Origin of the sequence: Hafnia psychrotolerans, assembly GCF_014639435.1 — a bacterium.
Taxonomy (GTDB): domain Bacteria; phylum Pseudomonadota; class Gammaproteobacteria; order Enterobacterales; family Enterobacteriaceae; genus Ewingella; species Ewingella psychrotolerans.
Map to the genome: position 1 here is coordinate 1 of NZ_BMFZ01000001.1, position 26,070 is coordinate 26,070.

Consider the following 26,070-nt stretch of genomic DNA (forward strand, 5'->3'; position numbering starts at 1 on the left):
ACCTGAAATCAGAAGCATTATTCTGATATCAGTACAGAATCGGTGGAGCGGTAGTTCAGTTGGTTAGAATACCTGCCTGTCACGCAGGGGGTCGCGGGTTCGAGCCCCGTCCGTTCCGCCACTTATTGCATAGACCCTGAATCACTTGATTCAGGGTTTTTTGCATTTAAATTATGACAACATTATCACTTGAAAATTAATCTTCTGCGAAGAAATACTGATTTAATTGCTCTAATTCCTCCGTATAAAGCCAGAAATAGACTGATATATTTATTTCATTTTTCACTGAGCCATCAGTGCTTATCTGTGTCAAAAAACTGATTGATAGATTTATATTATCAATATCCTTTGTTGGCTCGATATATTTATGTGTGCAGTTTAAATTTATTTTTGATTATTAAAAAAATATCATCCAGGTAAGAATGAAGTGCATCATCCGAACTAATTAGACTCAGCTTCCAGTGGAAGAATGATTAAGAAAGTTACGGATGCAACTTGGATAGAAATGGAATAAAGTCGTTTCTTTTCAGAGTTGAGACCTATTGGGTATGAAATACACTAGGATTTTCTGGATTGCTACGCGTTGGCACAGGGTATCATCAATAAATATGACTGGAACCGTTGAGTTACTTAGCAATTATGCGCCTCTTTGGATGGCACGACAAAAACAGACCATTAGCAATTGGGCAGTCCAACATGACAAATAAGCCTGTATGGTACCGTTTTTTCAATCGCCTTTGGCGCTGGGTCTTAACCGGGTTGTTTTTTGTGCTTTTCGGAGTTGGCGGTCTGGTGCTCTCTCTGGTCTGGTTTACCCTGTTACGTCTTACCGTTCGTCGGCAGGCTCTTCTACAGCAGCTAACGCATAGTAGCATCCGCAATAGTTTCAGATTTTTTCTGAATGCACTGCGGCTAGCCGGTGTGATGGACTATCAGATTATTGGTGCGGATAAATTCAAACAGGATCGGGGATGCTTGGTTGTGGCAAATCATCCCAGTCTGCTCGACTATGTGTTCTTGGCATCTTGTATGCCACGGTGTGACTGTATTGTTAAGCAAGCATTGCTAGATAACCCTTTTGTCCGCGGAGTGATAAAGGCGGCGGGATATCTGGTTAACTCAGATTCTGAGGCATTGATGCACGCATGTGAACAACGGCTTAAGATGGGAGGCACACTACTTATCTTTCCGGAGGGAACGCGTTCTGTTGTTGGACAACATTTAGTTCTGCAACGAGGTGCAGCCAATATCGCTGTCAGAGCCGGGTGTGCTGTAAGGATCGTGCAGATCTCCTGCCAGCCGCCAATGCTGACCAAGCAGGGTAAATGGTATAGGATCCCTGAAACAAAACCTCAATTTATCATCAGGGTTCAGGATAAGATTGCTGTTGGGGAATTTATTGATGAGCACGATCTTTCTCCCGCGCTGGCAGCAAGACGTCTTACGAGTTACCTCCGCTCAGAGCTAATGCGTGTCGATATTATAATTAACGATAAATAAGGCATGTGTTTATTAAGTCATAGTCTCAAAATTTTTATCATTGAGCACTTGATCGTGAAGAGATGACATCTGAAAAAATTATTATGTTGGTGATGATTTAAATGTGGTCTCTACAAACACCTTGGAATTATGTCAGGCATTAAAAACAATGTGGTAGTGTAATGCCCGCCTAAAGCCAAACTTTTAGGTGAAACTTTTATTCAGCCGAAATCTTCGCTAACTTTATTTAGAGCAGCATGTTTGAGCGTGTGTCTGTATAAACAATATTCCCCCAAAATAAACTGGTGCTGTGCAGTCCCCAATTACCTTTTTGACATCACTGACTCACATCGCTGTGTTGAAGCATAATCGTCTTTTAGTCAGACCAGAAAGTCTGGCCCTTGCATGTGATAACATTCGTCAATATTGTAAATTGAAATTTGATACACACTCTGACCTGATTTTTTATGTCTGAGGATTGAGTTTTTCGCTGAGAAAATCAATAAAACAGCGAATGCGCGTGCTAACCGTTTGATCGCTGTAATAGACCGCGTGCAATGGCATGGCGATGCGCGTAACGTCCTGCACCAGTAATTCAATTAAATCCCCGCGTTGTACATCCGCACGAATCATGAAATCAGATAGACAGGCGATGCCGCTACCCATAAGGCAGAGTTGCCGCAGTGTCTCTCCGCTGCTGGAGCTAATAAACGGTGTGACGGTCAACTGCTGTCCGTCGGCGCACAGTAGCGGCCATTTGTTCAGAGCCAGTACTTCATTAAACGCCAGACAGCGATGTCTTTTCAGGTCATCGGCATTTTGCGGTACTCCCCATTTTTGCAAATAGGCCGGTGACGCTAGCACACTGCGATAGCTGAGCATTAGTTTGCGCGCTCGTAGACTGGAGTTTTCCAATTCGCCAACGCGGATCGCCACATCCACTTTCTGGTCAATTAGGTTGATGTTACTTTCCGATGAAAACAGGGCCAGCGTTATCTTGGGAAAACGCTCGTTGAATTCGGCCACCAACGGTGAAATTACGTGTAGAACCACCGGTGTGGCAGCGTCAACCCGCAGCAAACCTTGTGGAACATCCCTTTGATCCAGCAGTTCATCTTCGGCGGCAGCCATATCCTGCAAAATCTTCTGTACGCGCGCAAAGTAGCGCTCACCTTCGCGGGTCAGGTTGATTTGTCGAGTGGTGCGGTTGAGCAGGGTGATACCGAGCTTTTGCTCAAGGCGCTTGACGGTTCGACTGACTATTGAGTTATCCAGCTCCAGTTGTTCAGCCGCGCGGCTGAAACTGCCGGTTTCCACTACGGCCACAAAGGTAATTAACTCTTCAGAATTGGCTTTCATTATTGTTACTCCAGCAAAAATCATTTCATACTTTTAGTTAGCCTGGCAATTTAAGCACAGGCTGATCACCGGCGTCATCACCTAGACGGCGTTGTGGAGTAAGGCTATGCTTCGAGTACCGTATGAAGGGCTAATGGCCGCATGTGATCCACTTGTATACGATTGTAAACAGATTTGGCCTGAGCACTGTCGGGCGTATACTGGAATATCCGCTGCCGGTATTATCCGGACAGCATGATTTTTAATGGTCAATAGGCGATAAGCGTGCCGAAAAGAACTTATGCAATGAGGTATGTTGCAGGTCAGCCGGTTGAGCAGATCTTTCCTGGTGCTCTTGCCCATTTAGATACTGGATTACCTCCCGGGACTGCGCTGCCTAATTCAAACACCTTACGTATAATGGTGTGGAACATTTTCAAACAGCAACGGGCCGACTGGCTGTCGGTGCTACAGGGATTCGGCAAAGATGCTCAGTTGGTGTTGTTGCAAGAAGCGCAGACTACACCTGAACTGATCCGCTTTGCGACCTCTCATTATCTGGCAACCGATCAGGTCCCTGCATATAAGCTGCCTCAGCACCCATCAGGCGTCATGACGCTCTCTGCAGCACATCCGGTCTATTGTTGCCCGCTGCGGGAGCGGGAGCCTCTACTGCGCCTTGCAAAATCCGCGCTGGTGACGGTCTATCCGCTGCTCGACAGACGGCTGCTGATGGTTATAAACATCCACGCGGTCAATTTCAGCATCGGGGTCGACGTTTACAGCAAGCAACTGGATACAATCGGCGAGCAGATTGCCTTACACAAGGGACCGGTGGTTATGGCAGGGGACTTTAATGCCTGGAGCCGCCAACGCATCAATGCGTTATTTGGTTTCGCCAACAATATTCATCTGCATGAAGTCCGATTTCCGGCTGACTTCCGCCGCCGTGCCTTTGGCCGTCCGTTGGATTTCATCTTCTATCGCGATCTGAGCGTAACACAGGCAACGGTGTTGGAAACCCAGGCATCAGATCACAACCCGCTGTTGGTAGAGTTTTTAGCGCAGAAAGCGGACGTCAAACTCTAAACGTTAGATTTACAGCAAAAAAAAAAGCACCTTCAAAAGGTGCTTTTTTATGGATGACGCAAGTCAAATTATCAGGTATCTGGCGCTAATTTATTGCTGATGTACAACGTCAGTTTATTGCCTGGCTGAAGATTATCGGCATCTGCGTTCCAGCGCATAACATCTTTAATGTTAACACCGTGGCGCTTGGCGATGCTTGATAAAGAATCTCCTTTACGCACCTGATAGGTAATGCTGCCACCATTGCTGCTTACAGAAGAGCTGACGCTGTTGTCCGCCACTTGCAGGGTTTGCCCAACTTTTAACACGCTTGCAGAGCGTAAATTGTTCCAACGCTGTAAATCACGAGTTTTCACATTCAGTCGGGCTGCAATGCCAGACAAGCTATCGCCAGAGCGAACTTTGTAAGCTTTTGCACCTGATGGTGTGTTACTGGCCAGTTGAGTTTTCTGAACCGCAGCAATATCGCCATCAGCCAGAGAATCTTTTAACTGCGCAGCATGCGCCTTCGGCAAGACAATGTAATGTGGCCCATTTGGTGCAGTCACATTCTTCTTGTAGCCAGTATTAAACGACTTCAGCTTAGTCAGTGACATGCCCGCCATCTCAGCCGCCTGAGTTAACTGCATCTGCTGCCCCACTTCAACACGCGCTAATGCACGGTCTTTGCTCGGCGTAGGTAAGCGAATCCCATATTTTTTACTGTGCTTCAAAATATCGCTCAGTGCCAACATCTTCGGGACATAAATCGATGTTTCACGAGGAAGCGCGAGTGACCAGAAGTCAGTCGGGCGACCTTTCGCTTTATTGGCTTTCACCGCTTGCATCACACGGCCTTCACCACTGTTATACGCAGCAATGGTCAGTAACCAGTCACCACCAAACATTTTGTTGAGGCTTTGCATCATATCAAGCGCTGCAGTCGTGGAAGCCACAACATCGCGACGTCCGTCATACCACTGGTTTTGTTTCAAACCATAATTGCGCCCTGTTTTCGGCACGATCTGCCACAGCCCCGCAGCGTTAGCCGATGAGGTTGCTTTTGGGTCAAAAGCGCTCTCCACTATGGGTAGCAGTACCAGTTCCATCGGCATATTACGTTTCTTAATCTGCTCGGTGATCCAGTACATGTACGGCTCTGCCCGTAATGTCACATCGTGGAGATAGCTCTTATGTTTTAAATATTTTAACTTTTGCTCGCGGATCCGGGAATTTTCCGGAATTTTCATCTTCAGCTCGTCGCTAATGAAGTTCCACAGATTGGGTTGCGCAGTGGTGCTGCCACTGTTCAACCATTGCTCTGAGACCACTCGGTCATCATCTGTGTACTCTCCTGCTTCACTTTGACTTGCTGAGGACAAACTCTGTGCATGCTGTTCGGGTACCTTGACGTCCTGCCTGGACGCCTGACAACCCACTAGCAATACGGAGGCGAATATTATCGCTTTTGCCTTCATGTATGTGTCAACAGTTGCTTAAAAGACAGACGATGATACTTTGCCTGACTAAAAAACACAACCTATGGCATTAGAAGCTATCTTTCAGCTGCCTTAGATGGGCAAAAACATGCCAAGCAGGTTTTAAGGGATCGTTAAGTTTTAATTTGTTTTGTAAATCAATATCATCGCATCGTAAGAAAAGGTTGATTTTACGTTCTAAACCAAGGGTTGTGGGCAGGGATGGTTGGCCCTTTTTCCGCATTTCTTGCACATTCCGCTCATGATGATCAATATCATGATCATCAGGTAATATGGACCGGGAAAACTTAAGGTTTGAGAGAGTATACTCATGAGCCGCGCAGACTAACGTTTCATCAGGAAGCTGGGCTAACTGTTGAAACGACTGGTACATTTGTTCTGGCGTACCTTCGAACAAACGTCCGCATCCGGCGGAAAACAGGGTGTCTCCGCAGAACAGATAAGGTGCGCTATAGTATGAAATATGACCTAATGTGTGTCCCGGCGTAGCAAAAATTTGCCACTTTACCCCGCCAATTTCCTTCACATCACCATTTTTAAGAATTATCCGACCACTTTGGGCTGGGATTTCTGCCGGGCCGTACAATTTTAATTCAGGGAATTGTGCCCAAATCTCCTTTACGCCATCTACATGGTCGTGATGATGATGAGTCAACAGGATGGCAGTTGGTGTTAATTTGCGGCTTTTTAAGGCATTCAGTACAGGGGCCGCTTCGCCTGGATCGACAATCAAACAGTGGCCATTTTGGTCATCTAATAACCAAATGTAATTGTCCTGCAATGCGGGAATACTGATAAGATTCATAGTGAGTTCTCTTTTGGCAAATGTTTGAAAGATGGAAATAATATGCAATCAGCACACACACGTAAAAAGATCATCGCACCATCGTCATGGGAAGATATTCCCTGTGGTGAGTATTACCGTGTCGCGCTTGAGGAACATCTGCAAGTCTGCTGGGGTAAGTTATATGGTTTCCATCTGTTAAAACTTGGCAATTTGAGTGCTGAGCTGGACACCAGTGCCTGTCCTATTTCACATCAGGTCAACGTCGCTGAAGTAGGGGAAAATTTACATGTGCAAGGCGACAACTATCAGTTGCCTTTTGCCCATAAATCAGTCGATGCCTGTCTCATTGCTCATACTTTAGCTTATGCTGAAGATCCTCACCGAATATTACGTGAAGTGGATCGCGTGTTGATTGACGACGGTTGGCTGGTATTAAGCTGTTTTAATCCGCTGAGTTTGTTGGGCGTGGGGAAAATGATGCCATTTTTTCGCAAACGCCAGCCGTATGCCAGCCGGATGTTTACCCAGATGCGCTTGCTTGACTGGCTCGGATTACTCAATTATGAAGTCATGGTGAAGAACTGCTTTCAGGTGCTGCCATGGTGTCCGAAGGGCGGGAAGATGCTCAGTACGCACCTTCCTGCGCTGGGGTGTATGACGATGATAGTGGCGCGTAAACGTACCTTACCGCTGACACCCACCACGAAGAAAGTGCCTGCACGGCGGCAGGCGATACAACATGCGGTGGGGGCGAGCAGTAAAAGTTATCGTAAAGATCACAAAAAGTAGTGCGCATGTGGGGCAGAAACCCTAGCTCATGTCCTTGTGCCAGACGAGAAATTACACTATCAGTGTCTGCTTAACTCTCTGGCTTGTAGCCCAGATCGTCCAGCGTCGGGTTTCCTGCCGCCTCTTTTGCCAGCACATCACAACGTTCGTTTTCCGGGTGGCCGGCGTGGCCTTTCACCCACATCCAGTTCAGCGTATGCCCCTGAATGGCGGCGTCCAGACGCTGCCATAAATCAACATTTTTCACCGGTTTTTTATCTGCTGTTTTCCAGCCACGCTTCTTCCAGTTATGGATCCAACTGGTGATGCCTTGGCGGACATACTGGCTGTCGGTGCTGAGCGTCACTTCGCAGGGAGAACTCAGTGCTTCGAGCGCAACAATCGCTGCCATCATCTCCATGCGGTTATTGGTGGTTAACCGGAAACCGGCGCTAAATTCTTTTTCGTGTTGCTTATAGCGCAAAATTGCACCAAAACCACCGGGGCCTGGGTTGCCAAGGCAAGAGCCATCGGTGAAAATTTCTACCTGTTTGGTCATCTCTGGTAGACTCATCCGCAGAATGTAAAAGCCAAGTCTGACATAAACGAGCGCTGCGAGCACTGCAATATGATTTCTTCCCCTACCAGACAAATTGTTCTCGACACCGAAACGACCGGTTTGAACAAACTCGGCGTCCATTACGAAGGACATCGCATTATTGAAATCGGTGCCGTCGAGGTGATCAACCGTCGCCTGACGGGCCGGAACTTCCATGTTTATCTCAAACCCGACCGTCTGGTTGATCCGGAAGCCTTTGGCATTCACGGCATCAGTGATGAATTTCTCGCGGATAAACCGACCTTCGCCGATATCGCCGACGATTTTCTCGAGTACATTCGTGGTGGCGAACTGGTCATCCATAACGCCGCGTTTGATATCGGCTTTATGGACTACGAGTTCGGTATGCTCGGGCGAGACATCCCGAAAACTGACACCTTCTGCAAAGTTACCGACACGCTACAAATGGCGCGCAAGCTGTTCCCCGGCAAGCGCAACAGCCTCGATGCACTGAGTGACCGCTATCTGATAGATAACAGCAAACGTACCTTACACGGCGCGTTGCTTGACTCTGAGATCCTCTCTGAAGTCTATCTGATGATGACCGGCGGTCAGACCATCATGAAGTTTTCCCATGAAGGCGACCAGAAAACCGGTGCTGATGGTCTTGGAACGCAGCGAGTAACCAGACCTGAGGCTGGTCTGAAAGTGATCCGAGCAAGTGAGCAAGAGATAGCCTGGCATGAAGAGCGTTTGGATCTGGTCGTTAAGAAGGGAGGAAGTTGCTTATGGCGTCCTCAACCGGCAGCGGAGGAGTAAACGGTTGCGCTGAATATGTGCGGCTTGTGGAAAAACTGCTCAGTCGGAACAAATTGTCTGGAAAAGCATTGACGTAATGAACACTATTACTTAGTATTCGCTCCGTTCTTAACCAGAACACAGCGCGGAGCGGTAGTTCAGTTGGTTAGAATACCTGCCTGTCACGCAGGGGGTCGCGGGTTCGAGCCCCGTCCGTTCCGCCAACATTCAGAAGCCCTGAGTTAGCAATAACTCAGGGCTTCGTTGTTTTGACTTTCTGGTTTCACCTTGCGGCCAGCGTCTCCGGATAGTGTCTGGCGATGATGTCATTCAGCTTAGCAACCAGCTCAGGTTGCTTAAACGTGATGTGCGCTGTTCCCTTCTGAAAGTATTTGACTATAAACATCTCGGCTTCATAGCGGGTGCTATGCCTGTTCTCATGGATATGGTCGCCCAGCCTACGGGTAACATCGGCGCGGTTGTCGGGAATGGGCTGTCCCTCCATGAGCATCAGCATTCTCTCAAGGTCCGCCAGTCGGTCACGTTGCCAGCCTCAGTTCAGACCACATCCCTATCGGCCACATTTGGCCAGTCCCATCACGATGATTTTCATGCCAAACTTACAGTGGCTATTCGTCTTAACATCCCAGCTCAGACTTTTGAATAGCTTTGTTGAATAAATCGAACCTTTAGCCGCAATCAGGAGCAGATCTCCACATTCCAGCCCCCATTGGCAGTATCACGTGGCAAAAAAAATTTCAAAATCAACAGCTTTAACACCTCACTAGGGTGTCTACACCCGTACTGCTGGCAGTGCTGATCAGCGGGCTGACAGGGTGGGCCCGATGATATCGCTTCCGTCGGGCAACCGCGTACGGAACCCCGCTTGCTTCCCCATGGTTCCCTGTTAGAACAACCAGTTAGCCTGCACCATGCGTCATTAATACGCTTGAGTTACGGGCGCTGATCAATTTATACTCGCTTTAAAACCACACTAAATAAAGGGATGTGCGTGTTGTGTTTATCAGGAAATGGACTGGATAACGTTAAAACCACAGCTGAGGACATTGATACCCTGATGCAGGATACCTGGCTGCTGGTCCTTGCCATCAGAAACGGTAAGCCTCCAGTGGTTGACGATGGTTTGTATCAGCACTGCCTTGGTATGATCCAGCAGGTACAGGATAAGCTGGTTTCTTCCGGTGCCTCTGACGGGCTCGCCGAAGAAATCAAATTTGCTCACTGTGTCTTTGTGGATGAAGCAATAATGTCCCAACCGGATACGGATGTGTCCACCTGGTGGAACCGCACGCCGCTGCAGGGCCATTTTCTCGATCACATCCATGGCGGCGATCTTTTCTACGAACACATCAAAAAGCTGTTGCGAGAGCCTACACCTTCCCCTGTGTTAGTCGCCTGTTATTACCGCATGCTGCTATTGGGTTACCGGGGGAAATACCGCGTTGAAGATCACCCCGAACGCCAGGCGCTGATGAACCAGCTGCGTGAGCGCCTTCCTACCCCTGAGAGCAAAATCAATAACCCCGTTTTTATCCGATGTTCCCGACCTGATATCCGCTTCTGGCGGCGTTCACCGTGGATAATGCGGGGAGTGACATTGCTGTTTATTGCTGCAGTCACCTGTGGCGCGAGCGTTCATCTGCATTACTTACTCAGACAGTGGTACATACAGGACTGAAACACAGATAACCAAGGAGAGGTTAAACATGAGTGAGAATAATTTTAGTCTTCAGGGCGGAAAAATTCCGGTTTATAACCACTATCAGTTAAGCGTGGCGGAATTGCACAAGCAGCGTCCGGATATCCAGCTGTCGGTTTTACGTTTTAGCGGTGAGGAAACCCTTAGTACACCCTGGCGTTACACCATTGAACTGACCAGTGCGACCCCAGATATTCCAGCTGACATTCTGATAAATACCACTGCACAGCTTCTTTTATACCCAGATGGTCAACCCTGGCAGGCAGTCACCCCTCGCGTACTCCGTGGTGTTATTATTTCTTTTCAACAGTGTGAAAGTTCTGCCGATATCACCCGATATGTTGTGGTGCTGGAGCCGAGGCTGGCGCTACTGCAAAACAGCCTGACCTATGCGGTTTATCAGAATAAAAGTGTTATCGGTGTCGTAGAAGATATTCTCAAACGCTGGGAATTCTCCAGCCTCGATTATCGCTACCAACTCAACACACAATATCCGGTACGCGACTTTTATATCTCCTATGCAGAGAGCGATCTGGCCTTTATCCAGCGCCATCTGGCGCGTGTCGGCGTGTTCTATTACTTTGCCTGGGATGAAGAAAATCACCGTGATGTGCTGGTCCTCGGTGACTCTGGCTATGCTTTTATTGACGGCCCGACTATCGCGTTCCGCCATCCGTCTGGTTTGTTTGATGGTGGCCTTGAATCCCTGTGGGGTATCTCGGTAAATCGTCATTCGGTAGCGGGTAAGATCCGCGTTAATGATGAGTACTACCGTCAGGCACAAAACGACATGCAGGCGAATGCCGACACCGACCTCGATAAACCGGCACTGACGGGTGAGCTCTACCGCTACGGTGAGCACTATCTGGAACAGGGTAAAGAGGCCAGAGAACAGCCGGAAGAAGGGCGCTGGTTTGTCAAACGTCGCCGCGAGCGCCTTATTAGCGAACAGGTTGTGTTTGATGGTAAGTCGAATGGGATGGATATTCGTCCGGGGATGATTATCAAACCTGAGGGGAAATTCTGGGAAGATGCCCCAGACGGTCTGCTGGTGGTCTCTACTTCTTCATCACGGGTGTCCCGTGATACGGCCTATACCATCAGCTTTACCGCCATCCCTAACCGCCAGCACATTTCATACCGTCCGCCGCTGCGGGAACGGCCCACCATCGCGGGTACGTTGCTGGCACGCGTCACCAGCCCGGTTGAAAACGCGCAATACGCTGAGCTTGGTGAAACAGGCCGCTACCGGGTTCGTTTCCAGTTCGACCTGAACACTGCCTGGCAAACGGGTTTTGAAAGTGTGCCGGTGCGCCTTGCCAAACCTTACGCCGGTAATGTCTACGGCTGGCACTTCCCGCTCATTTCGGGAACCCAGGTGATGATTGCCTTCACCAACGGCGACCCGGACCGGCCTTATATTCTCTGTGCCATGCACGACTCCCGCCATGAAGACCACGTTAATCTCTATAACTATCAACGTAATGTGCTCCGAACTCCTTCAAATAACAAACTGAGATTTGAGGATAAGAGAGGTTATGAGCACGTAAAATTATCGACGGAGTTCGGCGGCAAGAGCCAACTGTCACTCGGCCATATCGTGGACAGCTCGCGCAACAAACGCGGTGAAGGGTTTGAACTGCGTACAGACAGCACGGGTACGCTACGCGCCGGTAAAGGGCTTTACCTGACCGCAGATGCCCAGGCGACGGCCACCGGTCAGGTGCTGGACATGACTCCGGCCATCAGCCTGGTCAAAGGTGCCGTGAGCCAGATGGATGAATGGCGTACCATCACCCAGTCACACAACAATCTGCAACCTGATGCCACGCATCTCAAAGCCTATCTTGCCGCTGCCGACCAGCTAAAATCCCCGGCGATGTTGCTCAGTGCACCAGACGGTATCGGAGTGGTCAGTCCGCAGTCCATCTTACTGAACAGCGGAAAAACCCTACACCTGCAAAGCCAGGATGAAACCAGCATTGCCAGCGGCCAGTGTATCTCAGTAAATGCCAGCCAGACTATTTCGATGCTGGCACAGCATGAAGGGATGCGGCTGGTGTCCGGTAAAGGGCCGCTCACCGTCGAATCACACGGCGACATTATGGCACTCACGGGCCTGAAAGATGTCACCGTGCAGTCCACTCAGGGGCAGCTTCACTTCTCGGCGAAGAACGGCATTGTGCTGGGGTGTGGTGGCGGAACCATCAGCATTTCACCGCAGGGTGATATCAATATTCATACCCCAGGAAAAATGAGCCTGAAAGGGCTGCACGTCTGGGATGCGCCAGCCAGTGCCGATACACCGCTGCCGGAACTGCCGAAATCGGTGTGTAAAGACTGCCTGAAGCGGGCGCAGGAAGAAGCAGCGGTTTTTGCGCCGCGTGGGTAAGGACATGGACATGATGACCGATACCGGCGCTACATGGATAAAGCAGGCCGAAGCACTCTGTACCGCAGCCGGACAGAACTATGTTGATGTTCTGGTGGATCAGGCCGGAACCGAACAGCCTCTGCAGAATGCGCTGCGCCAGCTTTCACCGGCTATTCGCTGGTTTGCTCTGTTTGACGACACGCCCGAAGCCGGAACAGCCGAATACTCACCGATATTGATGCGGTTGCATTTCTCCGTCAGTAACCACCGTGGCTGGCTGGAACAACTGGTCGAGCATTTCGCTGGTACGCCACGGTTGATGCTGCTGATTTCCCCTCTGAGTTTTGATTTGCTATGTCGCCACCTGCAGGCGCTGTCGCAGGTTCACTGGGAAGAACAGACCGGGTTGCTGCGTTACTACGACAACCGGATATTTGCGCCGCTGTTCGAGCATGTTCTGACGCCAGAGCAACAGGCTGCGTTTACGAATATCGCCCTGTTCTGGAGTTGGCGAAATCGTGATGGCGACCCCACCTGGAAAGCCGGAACCTGGCTACCTGAGCGCGTGCTTGCCGATGAGCCCGAAATGAGTCGGGTGAATGATACGCAGGTAGAGATGATGGGGTGTATTAGCGATGCAGAAGCACTCAGGAAGGAACTGCCAGCCCCGGATATGACACGGGAAGCGCACTTTGCCCGCTGTATGGCGCTGGCTATGCGGGCAAATGAAGCGGGATATCTCGGTAGTCTGCTGAATTTTAAGGAGTAACGGGAGAGTGAAAATGGAAATAAACTTTATCAATGGACTGATAGTCGCAGTGGCGATATTGCTCTCTGGTTGCTCACAGGCCAGTGATGAGGGTTATACCGCAGGGGATTTACGCGCTGTTAACCATGTTGATGGGATTGGAATCAACGGTTTTTCTGTAAATGGATACCCTGTGCCAGGGCTAGGTGGCGGGTATTGCTGTATTCAACTACCGGACAAATGGAAACCCGGATTGAAAGCGCATATTAAATGGGAAGTTGATCCTCATACAGTGCCCCCATTCCCTGGATATAAAGATAGGGAAAAATTTAACGCATGGAAAAGTGTTCTGGGAAGCAGCTTTCAGAAACACAGCACTATTGTTGATATCCCTCAGTATGGCAAAGAACGCTGTGGTTTAACCGTGCATTTCCTGCCTTGTGACCAGGTAAAAGTAACAACGGTTTGTTCAGGATACGGTACACCGAATTACCCGATTAAAGAGCCTCTTAAGATGAAGGGGCCAGCATCATGTCCGGTGAAATAAGGAGAGCAATGATGGCAAGGAAAATAATCACTGGCTGCGTATTTCTGGTTTTATTTATGGCTTCGAGTTGTTCACAGGCTACGGCTACAAACTCTGAATCCAGCGCTGCCAATATTAGCGGCATCAACCACGTTGCCGGACAGACCGTAAACTTATTTTCGATCAACGGCTATGGTGGAACGCTGACCGGTAACAGCTGCTGCATCATGATCCCGGACAAATGGCGACCTGGACTGAAAGTACATATTGAGTGGGAAACCGATCCTGAACCCTATGCACATTTGCCACCGCTGGGTACTGACGAATATCGGAAGGCATATGCGCTTCATAAAACTAAATATCAACAGCACAGTACTATTGTTGATATCCCCCAATACGGCAAAGAACGCTGTGGTTTAACCGTGCATTTCCTGCCTTGTAACCAGGTAAAAGTGACAACGGTTTGTTCAGGATACGGTACACCGAATTACCCGATCAAAGCGCCTCTTAAGATGAAGGAGCCTGCGTCATGTCCGGCTTAAGATTTGTTTTCCTGCTGTTTATCTTTTTTGTGTCTGGTTGTTCCCAGGCCAGTGATGAGGGTTATACCGCTGGTGATCTGCGAGGTTTTAATCACATGGCCGACAGTGGCGTTAATTCGTTCTCGGTCAATGGGTACGGTGGAACACTGACGGGTAATTCATGTTGCATCATGCTTCCTGATAAATGGCGACCGGGTCTGAAAGCGCATATTGAGTGGGAGGTTGATCCTCATACAGCGCCACCATTCCCTGGATTTAAAGATAGGGCAAAATTTAATTCATGGAAAAACGCTCTGGAAGGCAGCTTTCAGAAACACAGTACTATTGTTGATATCCCCCAATACGGCAAAGAACGCTGTGGTTTAACCGTGCATTTCCTGCCTTGTAACCAGGTAAAAGTCACAACGGTTTGTTCAGGATACGGTACACCGAATTACCCGATCAAAGAGCCTCTTAATATGAAGGAGCCTGCGTCATGTCCGGCTTAAGATTTGTTTTTATGATATTTGTTTTTTTTGTGTCTGGTTGTTCCCATGCCAGTGATGAGGGTTATACCTCAGGGGATATTGGTGGAATTAATCATACTTCAGCGACAATTAATTTCGTCAAAGTAAACGGCTACGGTGGTCCCAATATAAGCCCATTTGGTGATGGTGGGGGTTACTGCTGTGTTCAGCTCCCAGATAAATGGAAACCCGGATTAAAAGCGCACATTGAATGGGAAGTTGATCCTCATACAACACCACCATTCCCTGGATTTAAAGACTGGGAAAACTATCTGATTTGGGAAAAGAAACTCAAAAGCAGTTTCCAACAGCACAGCACTATTGTTGATATCCCACAATACGGCAAAGAACGCTGTGGTTTAACCGTGCATTTCCTGCCTTGTGATCAGGTAAAAGTCACCACATCTTGTTTCGGTTTTGGCACTCCTGACTATCCGATTAAAGAACCTCGCCATATGAAGGAGCCTGCGTCATGTCCGGTTTAAGATTTGTTTTTCTGATGTTTGTTTTTTTTGTGTCTGGTTGCTCACATGCAAGTGATGAGGGTTATACCGCTGGCGACCTACGAGGTTTCAATCACATGGCAAATAGTGGGGTTAACTCGTTTTCTGTTAATGGCTATGGTGGAACACTAACCGGTAATTCGTGTTGCATCATGCTTCCCGATGAATGGAAACCCGGATTGAAAGCACATATTGAGTGGGAAGTTGATCCTCATACAGCGCCCCTTCCTCCTGGTTACGAGGATTGGGATAACTATCTGATTTGGGAAAAGAAACTGAAAAGTAGTTTCCAACAGCACAGCACTATTGTTGATATCCCACAATACGGCAAAGAACGCTGTGGTTTAACCGTGCATTTCCTGCCTTGTGACCAGGTGAAAGTGACAACGGTTTGCTCAGGATACGGTACGCCGAATTACCCAATCAAAGAGCCTCTTAACATGAAGGAACCTGCGTCATGTCCGGTGAAATGAGTTTAGCCAATCCTTGTTGGGCACCGCCGTTATTCCCGGAGGCCGGGCGTCTGCCTCTTACGGAAGCGCAGGTCAATGCCAACTATAAAAAACAAGTACAGGAAGAACAGGATTACAAAACCCGTTTGGGTGAACAGAGCGGAAAAAAAGTCGGTTTTGTCTGTTGTCGCAGCCTGCATATTAGTTTGTTCTTTGATGGCACAGGCAACAATGAACATAACGATACGAAGATAGCTAAACCGTCACATCCCACAAATATTGCAAAACTATTCCATGCAGCTTATCCATTAGCTGCGGAAAATGATGGCTACTTTTCCTATTATATCCCTGGCGTAGGCACACCTTTCCCTAAAATTGGTGAAATGGATTACAGCAACGATGGTCTGGCTTTTGCGGCAGGTGGAGAAGACCGTATTAACTGGGCGCTGTTAAGGCTGGTCGATGCGCTGAGCTATGCGATCACCAAAGGGGCTAAACGTCTTGACGATGGTATTGCCAAAGGAATGTTACCCGATATGCGTGCCCATGCGCCTTTCTCGGGTGAAGTGAATCGTCGCAATGCCATTAATCCCTTATTGAAGGCTCTGGAAGGTCAGGTTAAACAAAGCCAGCAGCCCCATCTGCTGGGGGTTAAGCTGTTCATTTATGGTTTTTCACGCGGAGCAGCTGAAGCCAGAACCTTTATCAGCTGGCTGACGCAACTGCCAGCACCCAATAAATCTGGCGAATATCAACCACTCACTCTGGCCGGATTGCCTGTCAGTATTGAATTTGCTGGCCTGCTGGATACAGTGGCTTCCGTCGGTGCTGCGCATATCCTCCCCGGAGCTGCAGGCCATATGGGCTGGGCGGATAATTCTCAACCGCTGCCTGATGAAACTAAATTCCCCGGATTAATTAAATGCTGCCGTCATTTTGTTGCGGCGCACGAACAGCGTCTGTGCTTCCCGCTGGATTCAATTCGCCGAGCCGATGATGGTAGTTATCCTTCTTATTCTAACGAAGTTATTTATCCTGGTATGCATTCTGATATCGGGGGCGGTTACCCGCCTGGCGATCAGGGCAAATCCCCCAACGGCGCAGGGGAAGTATTATCTCAAATAGTATTACATGACCTATATTCAGCTGCGTTTGAGGCTGGTTCGCCTTTATCAGTCCATCCTTCTTCGCTCACCGAATTAATAAAGGACATTTCGCCATCACGTGTAATGTCTGGTAATTCAGTTACTGAGTTTGCAATTGCTCCTGTAGTCACCAAACGCTTCAATATCTGGCGACAAACCTTACTTAACACTACCTTGCAGGGCACTGAAGAAACCGCAGAGAGCCAGAGTGGCTATCGCGCATATCAACTTTCTCAAACCCTTGAAAGCGCCGTTATCGATCAGGTGGGTTGGATCACCGCCTGGCGCATTGGTCGCTATGCCCATGGCAGCATGCTTTCCCAGGACAAGACGTTTGCCCGGAGTTTCTTCAATCAGGCCCCACAGCTAAATACTCAACAGTTGAAAGACGAAAAAGACAAACATGACGCTGAGGTAAAGGCGCTATCTACGCGTCGTGCCGAGGCGAAAAAGAAACGCCAGCCGCTCGATGAAAGCTTACAGGGCAAGCCCGACCTCGACCCAACCAACGCGCAGTACCAGTTGCGCGAAGCTGCCCGTGAGTTCCAGCACGACTATAAAGAATGGGTGCGGGATATCAATGGGCAAAGCGTCTGGGATAAACCCATCCAGATTGCGCTGGACGTAATCCCCAAACATGCCGTGTTTCTGATTAACGGTGATGATGACCAGGCCGAATATCAAGAGATGAAAGCGGACGGCGACAGGCTTTATCCGCAGTTATTTATCGACAGTCTGGGCACCGGTATCCGAACTCAACCCCGCGCTGAACTGCTGGCATTCTACGATGAGCAGATCCACGACTCCCGCGCCTGGTTTATGCAAAGCGCCCTCGGTGGGCGTGAGCCCAGGGGCGGCTACTTCCGCTATCGCATGATTTACTGCGGCAATAAAGCCAACAAAAAGCTGCAGCTGATTTCGGTGGAAGGCAAAGTAGTTGGCGCAGCGCCAACCTCCAATAAGGTTATCTATCTGGTGGAGCCGAAAACGGCGTATGCGCCTGAAGTCCATAAAGTCAAAGACCTGGCAAACGGCGTCACACAAAAACTCACCGCCGACGTGCAGTCTCTGCCGGGTACGGAGCCGGGCCTTACGGTGGCTCAAAATCGCTCTGCCACCATCAGCAGCAACCATCAGGCTATGATGTCATCGTCGCTGGAGATGCTCAAAGCCTCCGGGGCCAACATCGTATGAGCCTGCAAAAACTCATCCGCGTGGGCGATACGCTTAAGCCCTACGGCGGTGAAGTGCTGAGCGGCAGCTATAGCGCCTTTGGTAAGGCGGTGGCCTGCGTTGACGATAAAGCCAAATGTAACCAGCACGGCATAACCACCATTGCGCAGGGCACCACCGGCAGCATCATGAACGGTAAAGCGGTGGCGCTCGACGGGCATAAATGCGCCTGCGGCTGTACGCTGGTCAGTTCCCTGTCACATATGGACGTGCGCGGATGAATCACCCGCCGCGTTATCCTGACTACGCCGATATTCACCACGCCCGCTGGCGGCGCTGGTGGGTGGCACTCCCGGTCATTCTGTTTCTGTCGGCGATGGCGACCATGCTGCTGTGGCCGGAAGGTAAACCCACGCGCACGCCGTCATTCTGGTTCTGGAGCCTGGTACTTCCACTGTTGCTGTGGCTGATTGCCGTGGCCGGACGCTGGCTGGTCTGGCTGGTGGCGCTGTACAACCGCAATACCTATCAGGTAACGATAGCCGAGTCCCTTGATGCCTGGTGGCAATATCGCTCCCGCACATTACCCGTCGAACACGTCCTGCTGGTCACGCCGCTCGGCGATGAAGATGCCGACCACGAGCCTTTGCTCTCGTCTTCATTACCCCCTACGCCGTTACAGAGTACTGACGCTTCGGGTAGTGCGCTGCTGCGTTGCTCACAGGTGCTGGGGATGCAGAGCCGTTCTGTACTGCTGGCCCGTTATCTCGCCCGCCGTTTGCTGACGCAGTTTCGCCAGAATGATGAAGCCCGGCCTGTACAGGTATTTTGCTGGCTGGGTGACGACGACAGCCTGGCGGCTTTTACGCAAGCGCTGGAGTCAGACGGCATGCGCCTGCCTGACGATGTCATACGCATGGATGATGCCAGCAAGCTTGATAACGTGACTGATGCGATGCCGCAGGATGAACAGGCGCTGATGCTGTGCGCCGGATGCGGTGAAGGCGAAGCGGATAACGGCTCTGTCGCAGGCGAAGGTGCATTTGCCTGGCTGTGCGGTCATCAGGCGCTGGCACTTATGTACCGCGCTGAAATCCTTAACCCCGATGCGGGTGAGACCCCGCAACAGCTGGTCGGGCAACTTTCCCGCTATGCTCGCCTTAACGCCGCCCCTGAACGTGTGATTGCCGCTGATAAAACGGCGATGGATACCTTGTTACCTTCCGGCTGGTCTGCGGTTGACCACGTGCTGACGCCGTGGCTGGGTCATGCCGGTGCGGTGACCCCTTTTATTGTGCTTTCCCTTGCTGCACTGTCCGCCCGTAACGGACAGGCTTGCGGCTGGACCGCTTCACTTATGGATAACCAATTGATGACAGGAGTTTGCGTCCCCCGTGGAAACCTCCCGCACTGAACCCCAACATTCGCTGTTCTGGCTCGTTACCGGCTATGTAGTAATTATTACCCTGCTGGTTTTGCTGGGCGCTGCGCTGTACTACTTTGCAGGTAGCAGCATTAATCTGCCTGCGGCGCTTCCCCGCCAGATTGCCTTCTGGGCACTGATGGTCTGGCTGGCCCTGGTTTGGTTCTGCCCACTGTTCATTCTGGCGTGGAAGGCGCTTATCCGCCTTAAGGCGCGGGAAGCGACGGGGAGTGATACACACGGCAAGCCGCAGCGCCCGCCTGAAAACCAACTTGTCCGCGATATCGTCACCCAGATGCGTTTTCAGTACGGCTGGCGCTGGCGTAGCAAGGTGCGCATTTTGCTGGTGGTCGGCAATGAACATGAAGCCGAACAGGCGGTGCCGGGCTTAACCACCCAGCACTGGCTGGAAGGGCATAACACGTTACTGTTATGGCATGGAAATCCTGCGGACGAACCGCAACCGGCACAGTGCAAAGTGCTGCGTAAAATTCGCCGCCGTCTCGCCGATGCCATCGTCTGGGTGGTCAATGCACAGACTGAACTCAGCCATGACACTCTCGATACCGTTTCCCGCCAGTTGCACAAACAGTTTCATCTGCTGGGGCAGGAAATTCCGCTGTGGTTGTGGGAAATCCATCAGCCGGAATGGGAACAGCCAGGATCACCGGCACAGGGCGTCGGCTTTATTTCTGCGCCCGGCGTCACCTCTGAGGATATAAATCAGTCGCTGACGGCACTGGAGCAGCCGCTTATTCGCCAAGGGATGCAGCAGGCAGAGCAGGACCGCAGCCACGCCTTTTTGATGCACCTTGCGCACCACCTGCGAACCGGTGGCACGGCACGCCTGACGCAGTCGCTGTCACAACTGGTTGAGGGTGCACGGGCGCTGCCGCTGGCCGGGATGGTATTTAGCCCGTCAGTCACCTCAGGCACGGCTTCATTACGTCACGCCTGGCAACCGGGCAAAGCCTGGCTGGATTTGCTGGCGCAGCGCTGGCGGCGACCCGTGGCAACGGGCGTATCCTGGCGCAAATCGTTGTTATTGGTTTGTTCGTGCATCCTTGCGCTGTGGCTGGCCTTTGTCGCCTTCTCGTATATGGCTAACCTGCGCCTGATGCAGGCTGACCATCAGCTGGCGCTGTCTGCCACGGATACCGCTTCGCCGGTCGCCACTCAGCTCATGTCTTTGCGCGCGCTACAAAAAGAGATCGAACGCCTGCAGTACCGTCATACCTACGGACCGCCCTGGTATATGAGGTTTGGCCTCAGCCGAAATGAAGATGTGCTCGACGCGCTCTGGCCCTACTGGCAGAAAGCAGCCATGCCGTTATTGCGCGATGCTTCCGTGCAGCACCTGAGTGAACAAATGAACGCCTGGCGAAATCGTGCTCCAAATGACCCGGCGCGGGCCGCGCAGTCAAAAGCCATGTACGACCTGCTCAAAGCGTACCTGATGCTTTCCCGACCGGACAAAATTGACCCCGCGTTTTTCAGCGCCGTGGTGATGAAAGAGTGGCGGTTACGTGACGGCGTGCAGGACGGCACCTGGATGATGAACGGCAGCGATATGCTGACCTTTATGATGCAGAACCTGCCCGCACATCCTGACTGGCGGGTTGCCCCCGACATGCGGCTGGTGAGCGAAATGCGCACTACATTGTTACGTCAAATGGGTGCCAGCAATGCGGAGGCCTCTCGCTATCAGCAACTGATTGCCCAGGTATCCCGTGATTATGCTGATATGTCACTGGGTGAAATGGTCAACGGGACCGACAGCAGCCGTCTGTTTAGAACAGGTGAAACCGTACCCGGCGTATTTACCCGTCAAGCCTGGGAAGAAGACGTGGAGCCCGCGCTGGATAAATTGGCAAACGCCCGTCGCGACGAAATTGATTGGGTACTCAGCGACAGTCAGCATGCTACGAATACCGAACTTTCTCCGGAAACGATGAAGGCGCGACTGAAAGCCCGCTACTTCTCCGGGTATGGTGCCGCCTGGCTGAAGTTCCTCAACAGCTTGCAGTGGCGTCAGGCTGCCAGCCTGTCGGAGTCTATCGAACAACTCACGCTGTTGGCCGATGTCCGCCAGTCACCGCTGATAGCGCTGATGAACACGCTGAATATTCAGGGACGTGCCGGGCAGAGTGGTGGTGACCTGGCCGACTCTCTGGTGAAATCCGCCAAGAGCCTTATCCATAACGACAACGCCAACGTCGTGGAGCAAAACACCGGTCCGCGAGGTCCGATGGATGACACCTTTGGCCCGCTGCTGGCGCTGAGCGACACCATGTCAGCGACACAAAACCCCCTGAGCCTGCAAACCTTCCTGACTCGCATCACCCGCGTTCGTCTGCGTTTGCAACAGGTCACCAATGCCCCTGATCCACAAGCGATGATGCAGTCCCTGGCACTGACTGTTTTCCAGGGCAAAGCCGTTGACCTCACCGATACCCGCGATTATGGCAGCCTGATCGCCGCCAGCCTGGGTCAAGAGTGGAGCGGTTTCGGGCAGGCCGTGTTTGTGCAACCGATGGTTCAGGCATGGGAACAGGTGCTTTCTCCGACCTCTCAGAGCATCAACAGCCAGTGGAAAACCGATATTGTCACTCCGTGGGAGACATCCTTCAACGACCGCTACCCGTTTGTTGATCGCCAGAGCGATGCGTCATTACCCGAACTGGCCCAGTTTATGCGCATGGACACCGGGCGTATCTCACAGTTTATCAACACCCGACTGGGTGGCCTGCTGCGTCTGGAAGGCGACAAATGGGTGCCAGATGCCATGAACAGTCAGGGGCTGACGTTTAACCCGGCCTTTATTGACGCACTCAACCATCTGACCCGTATCTCGAACGTGGCCTTTGCCCACGGTGATGTCGCGTTGCACTTCCAACTGATGGCAAAACCGTCCCGTGATGTGGTGGAATCCGACCTCACTGTTGACCGTCAGAAACTGCAATATTTTAACCAGGAAGAGAGCTGGCAGATGCTGGCCTGGCCGGACAACCGCTGGCAGCCGCAAACCACCCTGACCTGGCGCACCGTTCAGGCCGGTGCGCGTCTGTATGCTGATGAGCCGGGAAGCTGGGGACTTATTCGCCTGCTGGATAAAGCGCTGGTCACTGACCTTGGCGATAATCAATATCGCGTGGCGTGGATAACCCCGGACGGGGTGGCGCTGAACTACCTGATGCGCACGGAACTTGGCAAAGGCCCCTTGGCCCTGCTTGATTTACGGGGCTTCACTCTGCCTTCTGAGGTCTTTGCCACCGGCACGTCGCCTCTGCCTGCCGCGAAGAACAGAGGGAATAAATAATGCTGCGTCCATCACGCCTTATCTGCGCACTTCTGTTTGTGCCGACCCTTACCCTCAGCGGTTGTGGCCTGTATCAGAAAGCCAAACAGGGTACAGCATCTGTCGCCAGCGCCATTTTTTACCGGCAGGTTGAAACACTGCATCTCTCCTTTGTGGCCCGCGAGGCCATCAACCACGATGATGCCCAGCAGTCGATGCCGCTGCGCGTAAGCATCCTGCAGCTCAATGACCGCAAAACCTTTGATAGCGCGGAATACACCGACCTGTTAACACAGCCAGACCTTGTGCTGAAAGACAGCCTGGTGACACAGCAGCAGCTCAGCGTCGTGCCGGGGCAGACGGCGAACCTCGATATCCCTTTGAGTAAGAAAGCGAACTTTGTAGCGGTTGTCGGGCTGTTTCGTCTTCCCGACAGGGCAAGGGGAAACTGGAAGCTTGTGCTCAGCCGCGACGACCTGGACCCGGATACCCCGCGTGTTATCGAAATCCGCAATAACACGCTGTGGTTAAGGCCGGTGAAAGAATGAACGACCATGAATTTTTGAAATATTTTGACAGCGAAATGCGCTGGCTGAAATCCGCCGCCAGAGAGTTTGCATTGCAGCACCCTGACGCTGCTCGTCGCCTCGGCGTGGACAGCATGTCGCACCAGATGGACGAATCCGTGGAGCAACTGTTCCAGGGGTTCTCGCTGATGATGGCGCAGCTGCGGCGCAAGATTGATGATGATATTCCCGAGCTGACAGAACCTTTGCTGGGCCACCTGCTGCCGGTGGTGAACCGTACTCTGCCGTCAATGGGCGTGGTGGAACTGACGCCGGATAGGGTGGCACAGGTGCGGGACGCGGTATTACCGGAGGGCACCACGCTGTTGACCCGCCCAATGGATGAATCCGGACTTCGCTGTCCGTATCGCACCACCGACGAATTAACGCTGCACCCACTCACCCTGAACAGCATCAGCACACAGTTTCACCCTGACGGGCATCAGGTGCTGAGTCTGCGTTTCTCACTCAACCAGTACGCTGACCCGAGCCAGGTAAATCTGCATGAGTTGCCGCTTTATATCAACGGTGACCGCCCACTACAGTCGATGCTGTACCAGGCATTGACACACCATGTCAGCCGTATCACGGTGCGGTTACCTCAGACCGGCAACTGTTTGACGGGACACTGGCTAACCGCTGGCAGCAGCACTGGAAGCCTGTATGGCCGCAGAGTGACAGCCCGGCGCTGTGTGGTGAAGTGCGTCCGTGGCTTGAGTATTTCAGCTTCCCGGCACGGTTTGCTTTCTTTACCTTAACCGGGCTTGATACGCTGCCACTCAGTGAGGAATGCCGTGACTTTATCCTGGAAATCCATCTCACTCAGTCACTACCCCGCGATATGCCTGTACCAGACGATGCACTGCGTATTAACTGCGTCACGGTCATTAACCTATTTTCCCTGAACGCTGAACCGCTGAAAGTACAGCCCACGGTACTGGATTATCGCCTGCGCCCGCACCGGTTGCGCGACCACCATACTGAAATCTACAGTGTAGATAAGGTGGCGGCGAGTGAAACCCTAGACAAACGGCAGTATGTTCCGTATCGCCAGTTTCGTCAGAAAGGCGGGATGCTCGCACACCAAGCGTCCTGGCCGGAACGGTATTATCACACCCGTATCTGGCGCGGTGTCAGTGGCCTGCATGAAACGCTGCTGATGCTCGGAGGGACATCAGGTGAACAGGATTTAGCGCAGGAAGAGGCCACGTTGTTTATGAACCTCACCTGTACCAACGGCAACTATCCGCGCATGGCGCTGGATAATGCAGTATTTGACGGCACTGCCGTTGCGGGTAACCTGACGCTGCGCTGCCAGACCCGGCACACGCCTTCCATGCCTTCTTATCCGCCGCTGACTCAGTTGTATCAGTGGCATGTGTTGTCGCTGCTGCACCCCAGAGCGCTGAGCCAGATGCTGGCAAGCACCGATAACCTGAAAGCTGCACTTCAGCTCTTTAACTGGAGCCATGACGACAACAACCTTCGCCGTATCGACGGGATCACGCACGTCAGCTACAAACAGGGCTTTAACTCTTCTCATCACTGGCATGGCGTGCACATCCGTGTGGATCTGGATGAGCATCACTTCAGCGGCACCGGGGATGCGCGTCTGTTCTGCGAGCTGCTGGAGCAGTTCTTCACTCAGTACGCCAGCGTCATCCGCTTCACGCAGTTAACCGTAATGCTGACACAATCGAAGACGGAATGGGCCTGGCCGGAGCGACGTATTAACAGGGTGTTGATGTGACGACCGAAAACAAAAAAAATAGTCCGACCCTTCCGCCGTTCTGGCTGGACGGGAAAGGCAATGACCACACGGCACGGTTTAACTTTTATCGCTTCTGCCAGCTGATTGAAGGGCTGAACGGCGGCTCGCTGGGCACGGGGCGCGCCATTACAGACGACCCGGTGCGCTTTCGCCCCAATCCGCATCTGGGTTTTCCTGCGGGGGAACTGAAGCGCACGGAAACGGACCCGGATAATCCGGATGCCCCACCGACCATCAGAACGAACTTCTTCGGCCTGTACGGGGTGGACTCGCCACTGCCCACGGCTATCATCGAGGACATTAACCAGGGGCGCGACGGGGCTGATGCCATGGCCGCGTTTCTGGATATCTTCAACCATCGGCTGATGACGCAATTTTACCGCGTCTGGCGCAAGTACAGCTACCCGGCCACCTTTGAACCTGGCGGCACGGATACTGTCTCACAGAGCTTGATGGCGCTGGCAGGCATTGCTCACGGCCAGGACATTCCATCCTCACGATTACTGGCAATATTGCCACCTTTGCTGCATCCGACGCACACCGTAGAAGGCATAGCGGCGGTTATCCGCAGTCAGGCACCCAATACAAAGGTAAAGGTGTTCCCGCACCATCCCGTGAGAATGCCGGTGGCGAAACGGGCCAGGCTCTCATTGCGGGACGGTATGACACTCGATCAACACCCCATTTTGGGTGATGAAACCACCGTTGCCGGGTACTGCTCGCGAGTGGAACTCTCGACAGAAAATCCTGATGAAGCAAAGGGCTGGATGCCTGGCGGTCAACTTAAACAGGATGTGATGGCGTTACTGCGTACCTATCTGGGGTGTGATTACGATGTGCGCCTGTGGCTGACGATCCCGACGCGGTTGCTGCCGGTTCCCCGGCTGGGCGATCCGGGCCTGTTCTCGGGGTACAACATGATGCTGGGGCTGAGGGACGACAATCTGGGTGAGATGCCGAAAACAACCCGCATTAAAGTGGGGCGGCTCAGGGAGGAGCATGCTGATTTTTGGCGGGTATGATGAGT

The 26,070-nt window shown here is 51.7% G+C and carries 24 protein-coding genes, 2 tRNA genes and 1 pseudogene; 22 read left to right on the forward strand and 5 right to left on the reverse strand.

What is annotated here, in order from left to right; all coding sequences use genetic code 11:
* The first annotated feature begins 44 nt into the window (after window positions 1–44).
* A tRNA-Asp gene (locus IEV89_RS00005) sits at window positions 45–121 on the forward strand.
* Between the two features lie 575 nt (window positions 122–696).
* Window positions 697–1,500, forward strand: coding sequence for a lysophospholipid acyltransferase family protein (locus tag IEV89_RS00010; RefSeq protein WP_188469183.1), 804 nt, complete (start codon window positions 697–699; stop codon window positions 1,498–1,500).
* 444 nt (window positions 1,501–1,944) lie between these two features.
* Here the strand turns inward: IEV89_RS00010 and yafC are convergent, their stop codons facing one another.
* Window positions 1,945–2,838 carry a DNA-binding transcriptional regulator YafC gene (gene yafC, locus IEV89_RS00015; protein ID WP_188469185.1) on the reverse strand — a complete coding sequence of 298 codons (894 nt, stop codon included), beginning with the start codon at window positions 2,836–2,838 and terminating at the stop codon, window positions 1,945–1,947.
* A 264-nt stretch (window positions 2,839–3,102) separates the two neighbouring features.
* Here yafC and IEV89_RS00020 point away from each other — a divergent pair, with 264 nt between their 5' ends.
* On the forward strand, window positions 3,103–3,906 hold the full coding sequence (locus IEV89_RS00020) for an endonuclease/exonuclease/phosphatase family protein (RefSeq protein WP_188469187.1): 804 nt from the start codon (window positions 3,103–3,105) through the stop codon (window positions 3,904–3,906).
* 71 nt (window positions 3,907–3,977) lie between these two features.
* On the opposite strand, the gene mltD is transcribed toward IEV89_RS00020, so the two are convergent.
* Window positions 3,978–5,363 carry a murein transglycosylase D gene (gene mltD, locus IEV89_RS00025; RefSeq protein WP_188469189.1) on the reverse strand — a complete coding sequence of 462 codons (1,386 nt, stop codon included), beginning with the start codon at window positions 5,361–5,363 and terminating at the stop codon, window positions 3,978–3,980.
* Window positions 5,364–5,433: 70 nt separating this feature from the next.
* Window positions 5,434–6,189, reverse strand: coding sequence for a hydroxyacylglutathione hydrolase (gene gloB / locus IEV89_RS00030; protein WP_188469191.1), 756 nt, complete (start codon window positions 6,187–6,189; stop codon window positions 5,434–5,436).
* Window positions 6,190–6,231: 42 nt separating this feature from the next.
* Between gloB and IEV89_RS00035 the strand changes: the two genes are divergently transcribed.
* On the forward strand, window positions 6,232–6,960 hold the full coding sequence (locus IEV89_RS00035; protein WP_188469193.1) for a class I SAM-dependent methyltransferase: 729 nt from the start codon (window positions 6,232–6,234) through the stop codon (window positions 6,958–6,960).
* Between the two features lie 70 nt (window positions 6,961–7,030).
* Here the strand turns inward: IEV89_RS00035 and rnhA are convergent, their stop codons facing one another.
* On the reverse strand, window positions 7,031–7,498 hold the full coding sequence (rnhA, locus tag IEV89_RS00040; RefSeq protein ID WP_188469195.1) for a ribonuclease HI: 468 nt from the start codon (window positions 7,496–7,498) through the stop codon (window positions 7,031–7,033).
* 69 nt (window positions 7,499–7,567) lie between these two features.
* Here rnhA and dnaQ point away from each other — a divergent pair, with 69 nt between their 5' ends.
* Entirely contained in the window at window positions 7,568–8,317 is a 750-nt protein-coding gene (dnaQ, locus tag IEV89_RS00045; RefSeq protein ID WP_188469197.1) for a DNA polymerase III subunit epsilon, read from the forward strand.
* Window positions 8,318–8,443: 126 nt separating this feature from the next.
* A tRNA-Asp gene (locus IEV89_RS00050) sits at window positions 8,444–8,520 on the forward strand.
* 59 nt (window positions 8,521–8,579) lie between these two features.
* Here IEV89_RS00050 and IEV89_RS00055 read toward each other — a convergent pair.
* Window positions 8,580–8,963 (reverse strand): annotated as a pseudogene (locus tag IEV89_RS00055) (DUF4942 domain-containing protein); the annotation flags it as partial.
* Window positions 8,964–9,308: 345 nt separating this feature from the next.
* Between IEV89_RS00055 and tssL the strand changes: the two are divergent.
* The 16 genes from tssL to tssG are packed head-to-tail and all read left to right on the forward strand — an operon-like array spanning window position 9,309 to window position 26,065.
* The gene (gene tssL / locus IEV89_RS00060) at window positions 9,309–9,995 is read left to right on the forward strand and encodes a type VI secretion system protein TssL, short form (RefSeq protein ID WP_229746309.1); all 687 of its coding nucleotides are present in this window, start codon (window positions 9,309–9,311) and stop codon (window positions 9,993–9,995) included.
* Window positions 9,996–10,023: 28 nt separating this feature from the next.
* Window positions 10,024–12,408, forward strand: coding sequence for a type VI secretion system Vgr family protein (locus tag IEV89_RS00065; RefSeq protein WP_188469201.1), 2,385 nt, complete (start codon window positions 10,024–10,026; stop codon window positions 12,406–12,408).
* Window positions 12,409–12,418: 10 nt separating this feature from the next.
* On the forward strand, window positions 12,419–13,159 hold the full coding sequence (tla1, locus tag IEV89_RS00070) for a toxin Tle1 chaperone Tla1 (protein ID WP_229746310.1): 741 nt from the start codon (window positions 12,419–12,421) through the stop codon (window positions 13,157–13,159).
* Between the two features lie 13 nt (window positions 13,160–13,172).
* Entirely contained in the window at window positions 13,173–13,685 is a 513-nt protein-coding gene (gene tli1a / locus IEV89_RS00075) for a Tli1a family immunity protein (protein ID WP_188469203.1), read from the forward strand.
* Window positions 13,670–14,206 carry a Tli1a family immunity protein gene (gene tli1a, locus IEV89_RS00080; RefSeq protein ID WP_188469205.1) on the forward strand — a complete coding sequence of 179 codons (537 nt, stop codon included), beginning with the start codon at window positions 13,670–13,672 and terminating at the stop codon, window positions 14,204–14,206. Before tli1a (IEV89_RS00075) ends, tli1a (IEV89_RS00080) begins: the two co-directional genes overlap by 16 nt.
* Window positions 14,194–14,694, forward strand: a complete 501-nt coding sequence (gene tli1a, locus IEV89_RS00085) for a Tli1a family immunity protein (protein WP_188469206.1) — start codon at window positions 14,194–14,196, stop codon at window positions 14,692–14,694. The genes tli1a (IEV89_RS00080) and tli1a (IEV89_RS00085) overlap by 13 nt, the downstream gene beginning before the upstream one ends.
* The gene (tli1a, locus tag IEV89_RS00090; protein ID WP_188469208.1) at window positions 14,682–15,197 is read left to right on the forward strand and encodes a Tli1a family immunity protein; all 516 of its coding nucleotides are present in this window, start codon (window positions 14,682–14,684) and stop codon (window positions 15,195–15,197) included. The genes tli1a (IEV89_RS00085) and tli1a (IEV89_RS00090) overlap by 13 nt, the downstream gene beginning before the upstream one ends.
* Window positions 15,185–15,688 carry a Tli1a family immunity protein gene (tli1a, locus tag IEV89_RS00095; RefSeq protein WP_188469210.1) on the forward strand — a complete coding sequence of 168 codons (504 nt, stop codon included), beginning with the start codon at window positions 15,185–15,187 and terminating at the stop codon, window positions 15,686–15,688. Before tli1a (IEV89_RS00090) ends, tli1a (IEV89_RS00095) begins: the two co-directional genes overlap by 13 nt.
* Window positions 15,673–18,006, forward strand: a complete 2,334-nt coding sequence (locus IEV89_RS00100) for a T6SS phospholipase effector Tle1-like catalytic domain-containing protein (RefSeq protein WP_188469212.1) — start codon at window positions 15,673–15,675, stop codon at window positions 18,004–18,006. The genes tli1a (IEV89_RS00095) and IEV89_RS00100 overlap by 16 nt, the downstream gene beginning before the upstream one ends.
* A 2-nt stretch (window positions 18,007–18,008) precedes the next feature.
* Window positions 18,009–18,266, forward strand: coding sequence for a PAAR domain-containing protein (locus IEV89_RS00105; RefSeq protein WP_188470292.1), 258 nt, complete (start codon window positions 18,009–18,011; stop codon window positions 18,264–18,266).
* Complete coding sequence (locus IEV89_RS00110) at window positions 18,263–19,399, forward strand: KPHS_23130 family T6SS system protein (RefSeq protein WP_188469214.1); 1,137 nt, start codon at window positions 18,263–18,265, stop codon at window positions 19,397–19,399. The genes IEV89_RS00105 and IEV89_RS00110 overlap by 4 nt, the downstream gene beginning before the upstream one ends.
* Window positions 19,380–22,727: an ImcF-related family protein gene (locus IEV89_RS00115; protein ID WP_188469216.1), complete on the forward strand. Its 3,348-nt coding sequence runs from the start codon at window positions 19,380–19,382 to the stop codon at window positions 22,725–22,727. Before IEV89_RS00110 ends, IEV89_RS00115 begins: the two co-directional genes overlap by 20 nt.
* On the forward strand, window positions 22,727–23,254 hold the full coding sequence (gene tssJ / locus IEV89_RS00120) for a type VI secretion system lipoprotein TssJ (protein WP_188469218.1): 528 nt from the start codon (window positions 22,727–22,729) through the stop codon (window positions 23,252–23,254). The genes IEV89_RS00115 and tssJ overlap by 1 nt, the downstream gene beginning before the upstream one ends.
* Window positions 23,251–24,030 carry a type VI secretion system baseplate subunit TssF gene (locus IEV89_RS21865; RefSeq protein ID WP_268235616.1) on the forward strand — a complete coding sequence of 260 codons (780 nt, stop codon included), beginning with the start codon at window positions 23,251–23,253 and terminating at the stop codon, window positions 24,028–24,030. The genes tssJ and IEV89_RS21865 overlap by 4 nt, the downstream gene beginning before the upstream one ends.
* Complete coding sequence (locus IEV89_RS21870; RefSeq protein ID WP_268235617.1) at window positions 23,973–25,022, forward strand: type VI secretion system baseplate subunit TssF; 1,050 nt, start codon at window positions 23,973–23,975, stop codon at window positions 25,020–25,022. The genes IEV89_RS21865 and IEV89_RS21870 overlap by 58 nt, the downstream gene beginning before the upstream one ends.
* Window positions 25,019–26,065 carry a type VI secretion system baseplate subunit TssG gene (gene tssG, locus IEV89_RS00130; protein ID WP_188469220.1) on the forward strand — a complete coding sequence of 349 codons (1,047 nt, stop codon included), beginning with the start codon at window positions 25,019–25,021 and terminating at the stop codon, window positions 26,063–26,065. Before IEV89_RS21870 ends, tssG begins: the two co-directional genes overlap by 4 nt.
* Window positions 26,066–26,070 lie beyond the last annotated feature (5 nt).

Excerpts from the sequence above, each read along its gene's own strand:
- IEV89_RS00010 (WP_188469183.1), top strand. The coding sequence starts at position 697 with ATGACAAATAAGCCTGTATGGTACCGTTTTTTCAATCGCCTTTGGCGC.
- yafC (WP_188469185.1), bottom strand. The coding sequence starts at position 2,838 with ATGAAAGCCAATTCTGAAGAGTTAATTACCTTTGTGGCCGTAGTGGAA.
- mltD (WP_188469189.1), bottom strand. The coding sequence starts at position 5,363 with ATGAAGGCAAAAGCGATAATATTCGCCTCCGTATTGCTAGTGGGTTGT.
- gloB (WP_188469191.1), bottom strand. The coding sequence starts at position 6,189 with ATGAATCTTATCAGTATTCCCGCATTGCAGGACAATTACATTTGGTTA.
- IEV89_RS00035 (WP_188469193.1), top strand. The coding sequence starts at position 6,232 with ATGCAATCAGCACACACACGTAAAAAGATCATCGCACCATCGTCATGG.
- rnhA (WP_188469195.1), bottom strand. The coding sequence starts at position 7,498 with ATGACCAAACAGGTAGAAATTTTCACCGATGGCTCTTGCCTTGGCAAC.
- dnaQ (WP_188469197.1), top strand. The coding sequence starts at position 7,568 with ATGATTTCTTCCCCTACCAGACAAATTGTTCTCGACACCGAAACGACC.
- IEV89_RS00065 (WP_188469201.1), top strand. The coding sequence starts at position 10,024 with ATGAGTGAGAATAATTTTAGTCTTCAGGGCGGAAAAATTCCGGTTTAT.
- tla1 (WP_229746310.1), top strand. The coding sequence starts at position 12,419 with ATGATGACCGATACCGGCGCTACATGGATAAAGCAGGCCGAAGCACTC.
- tli1a (WP_188469203.1), top strand. The coding sequence starts at position 13,173 with ATGGAAATAAACTTTATCAATGGACTGATAGTCGCAGTGGCGATATTG.
- tli1a (WP_188469205.1), top strand. The coding sequence starts at position 13,670 with ATGTCCGGTGAAATAAGGAGAGCAATGATGGCAAGGAAAATAATCACT.
- tli1a (WP_188469206.1), top strand. The coding sequence starts at position 14,194 with ATGTCCGGCTTAAGATTTGTTTTCCTGCTGTTTATCTTTTTTGTGTCT.
- tli1a (WP_188469208.1), top strand. The coding sequence starts at position 14,682 with ATGTCCGGCTTAAGATTTGTTTTTATGATATTTGTTTTTTTTGTGTCT.
- tli1a (WP_188469210.1), top strand. The coding sequence starts at position 15,185 with ATGTCCGGTTTAAGATTTGTTTTTCTGATGTTTGTTTTTTTTGTGTCT.
- IEV89_RS00100 (WP_188469212.1), top strand. The coding sequence starts at position 15,673 with ATGTCCGGTGAAATGAGTTTAGCCAATCCTTGTTGGGCACCGCCGTTA.
- IEV89_RS00110 (WP_188469214.1), top strand. The coding sequence starts at position 18,263 with ATGAATCACCCGCCGCGTTATCCTGACTACGCCGATATTCACCACGCC.
- tssJ (WP_188469218.1), top strand. The coding sequence starts at position 22,727 with ATGCTGCGTCCATCACGCCTTATCTGCGCACTTCTGTTTGTGCCGACC.
- IEV89_RS21865 (WP_268235616.1), top strand. The coding sequence starts at position 23,251 with ATGAACGACCATGAATTTTTGAAATATTTTGACAGCGAAATGCGCTGG.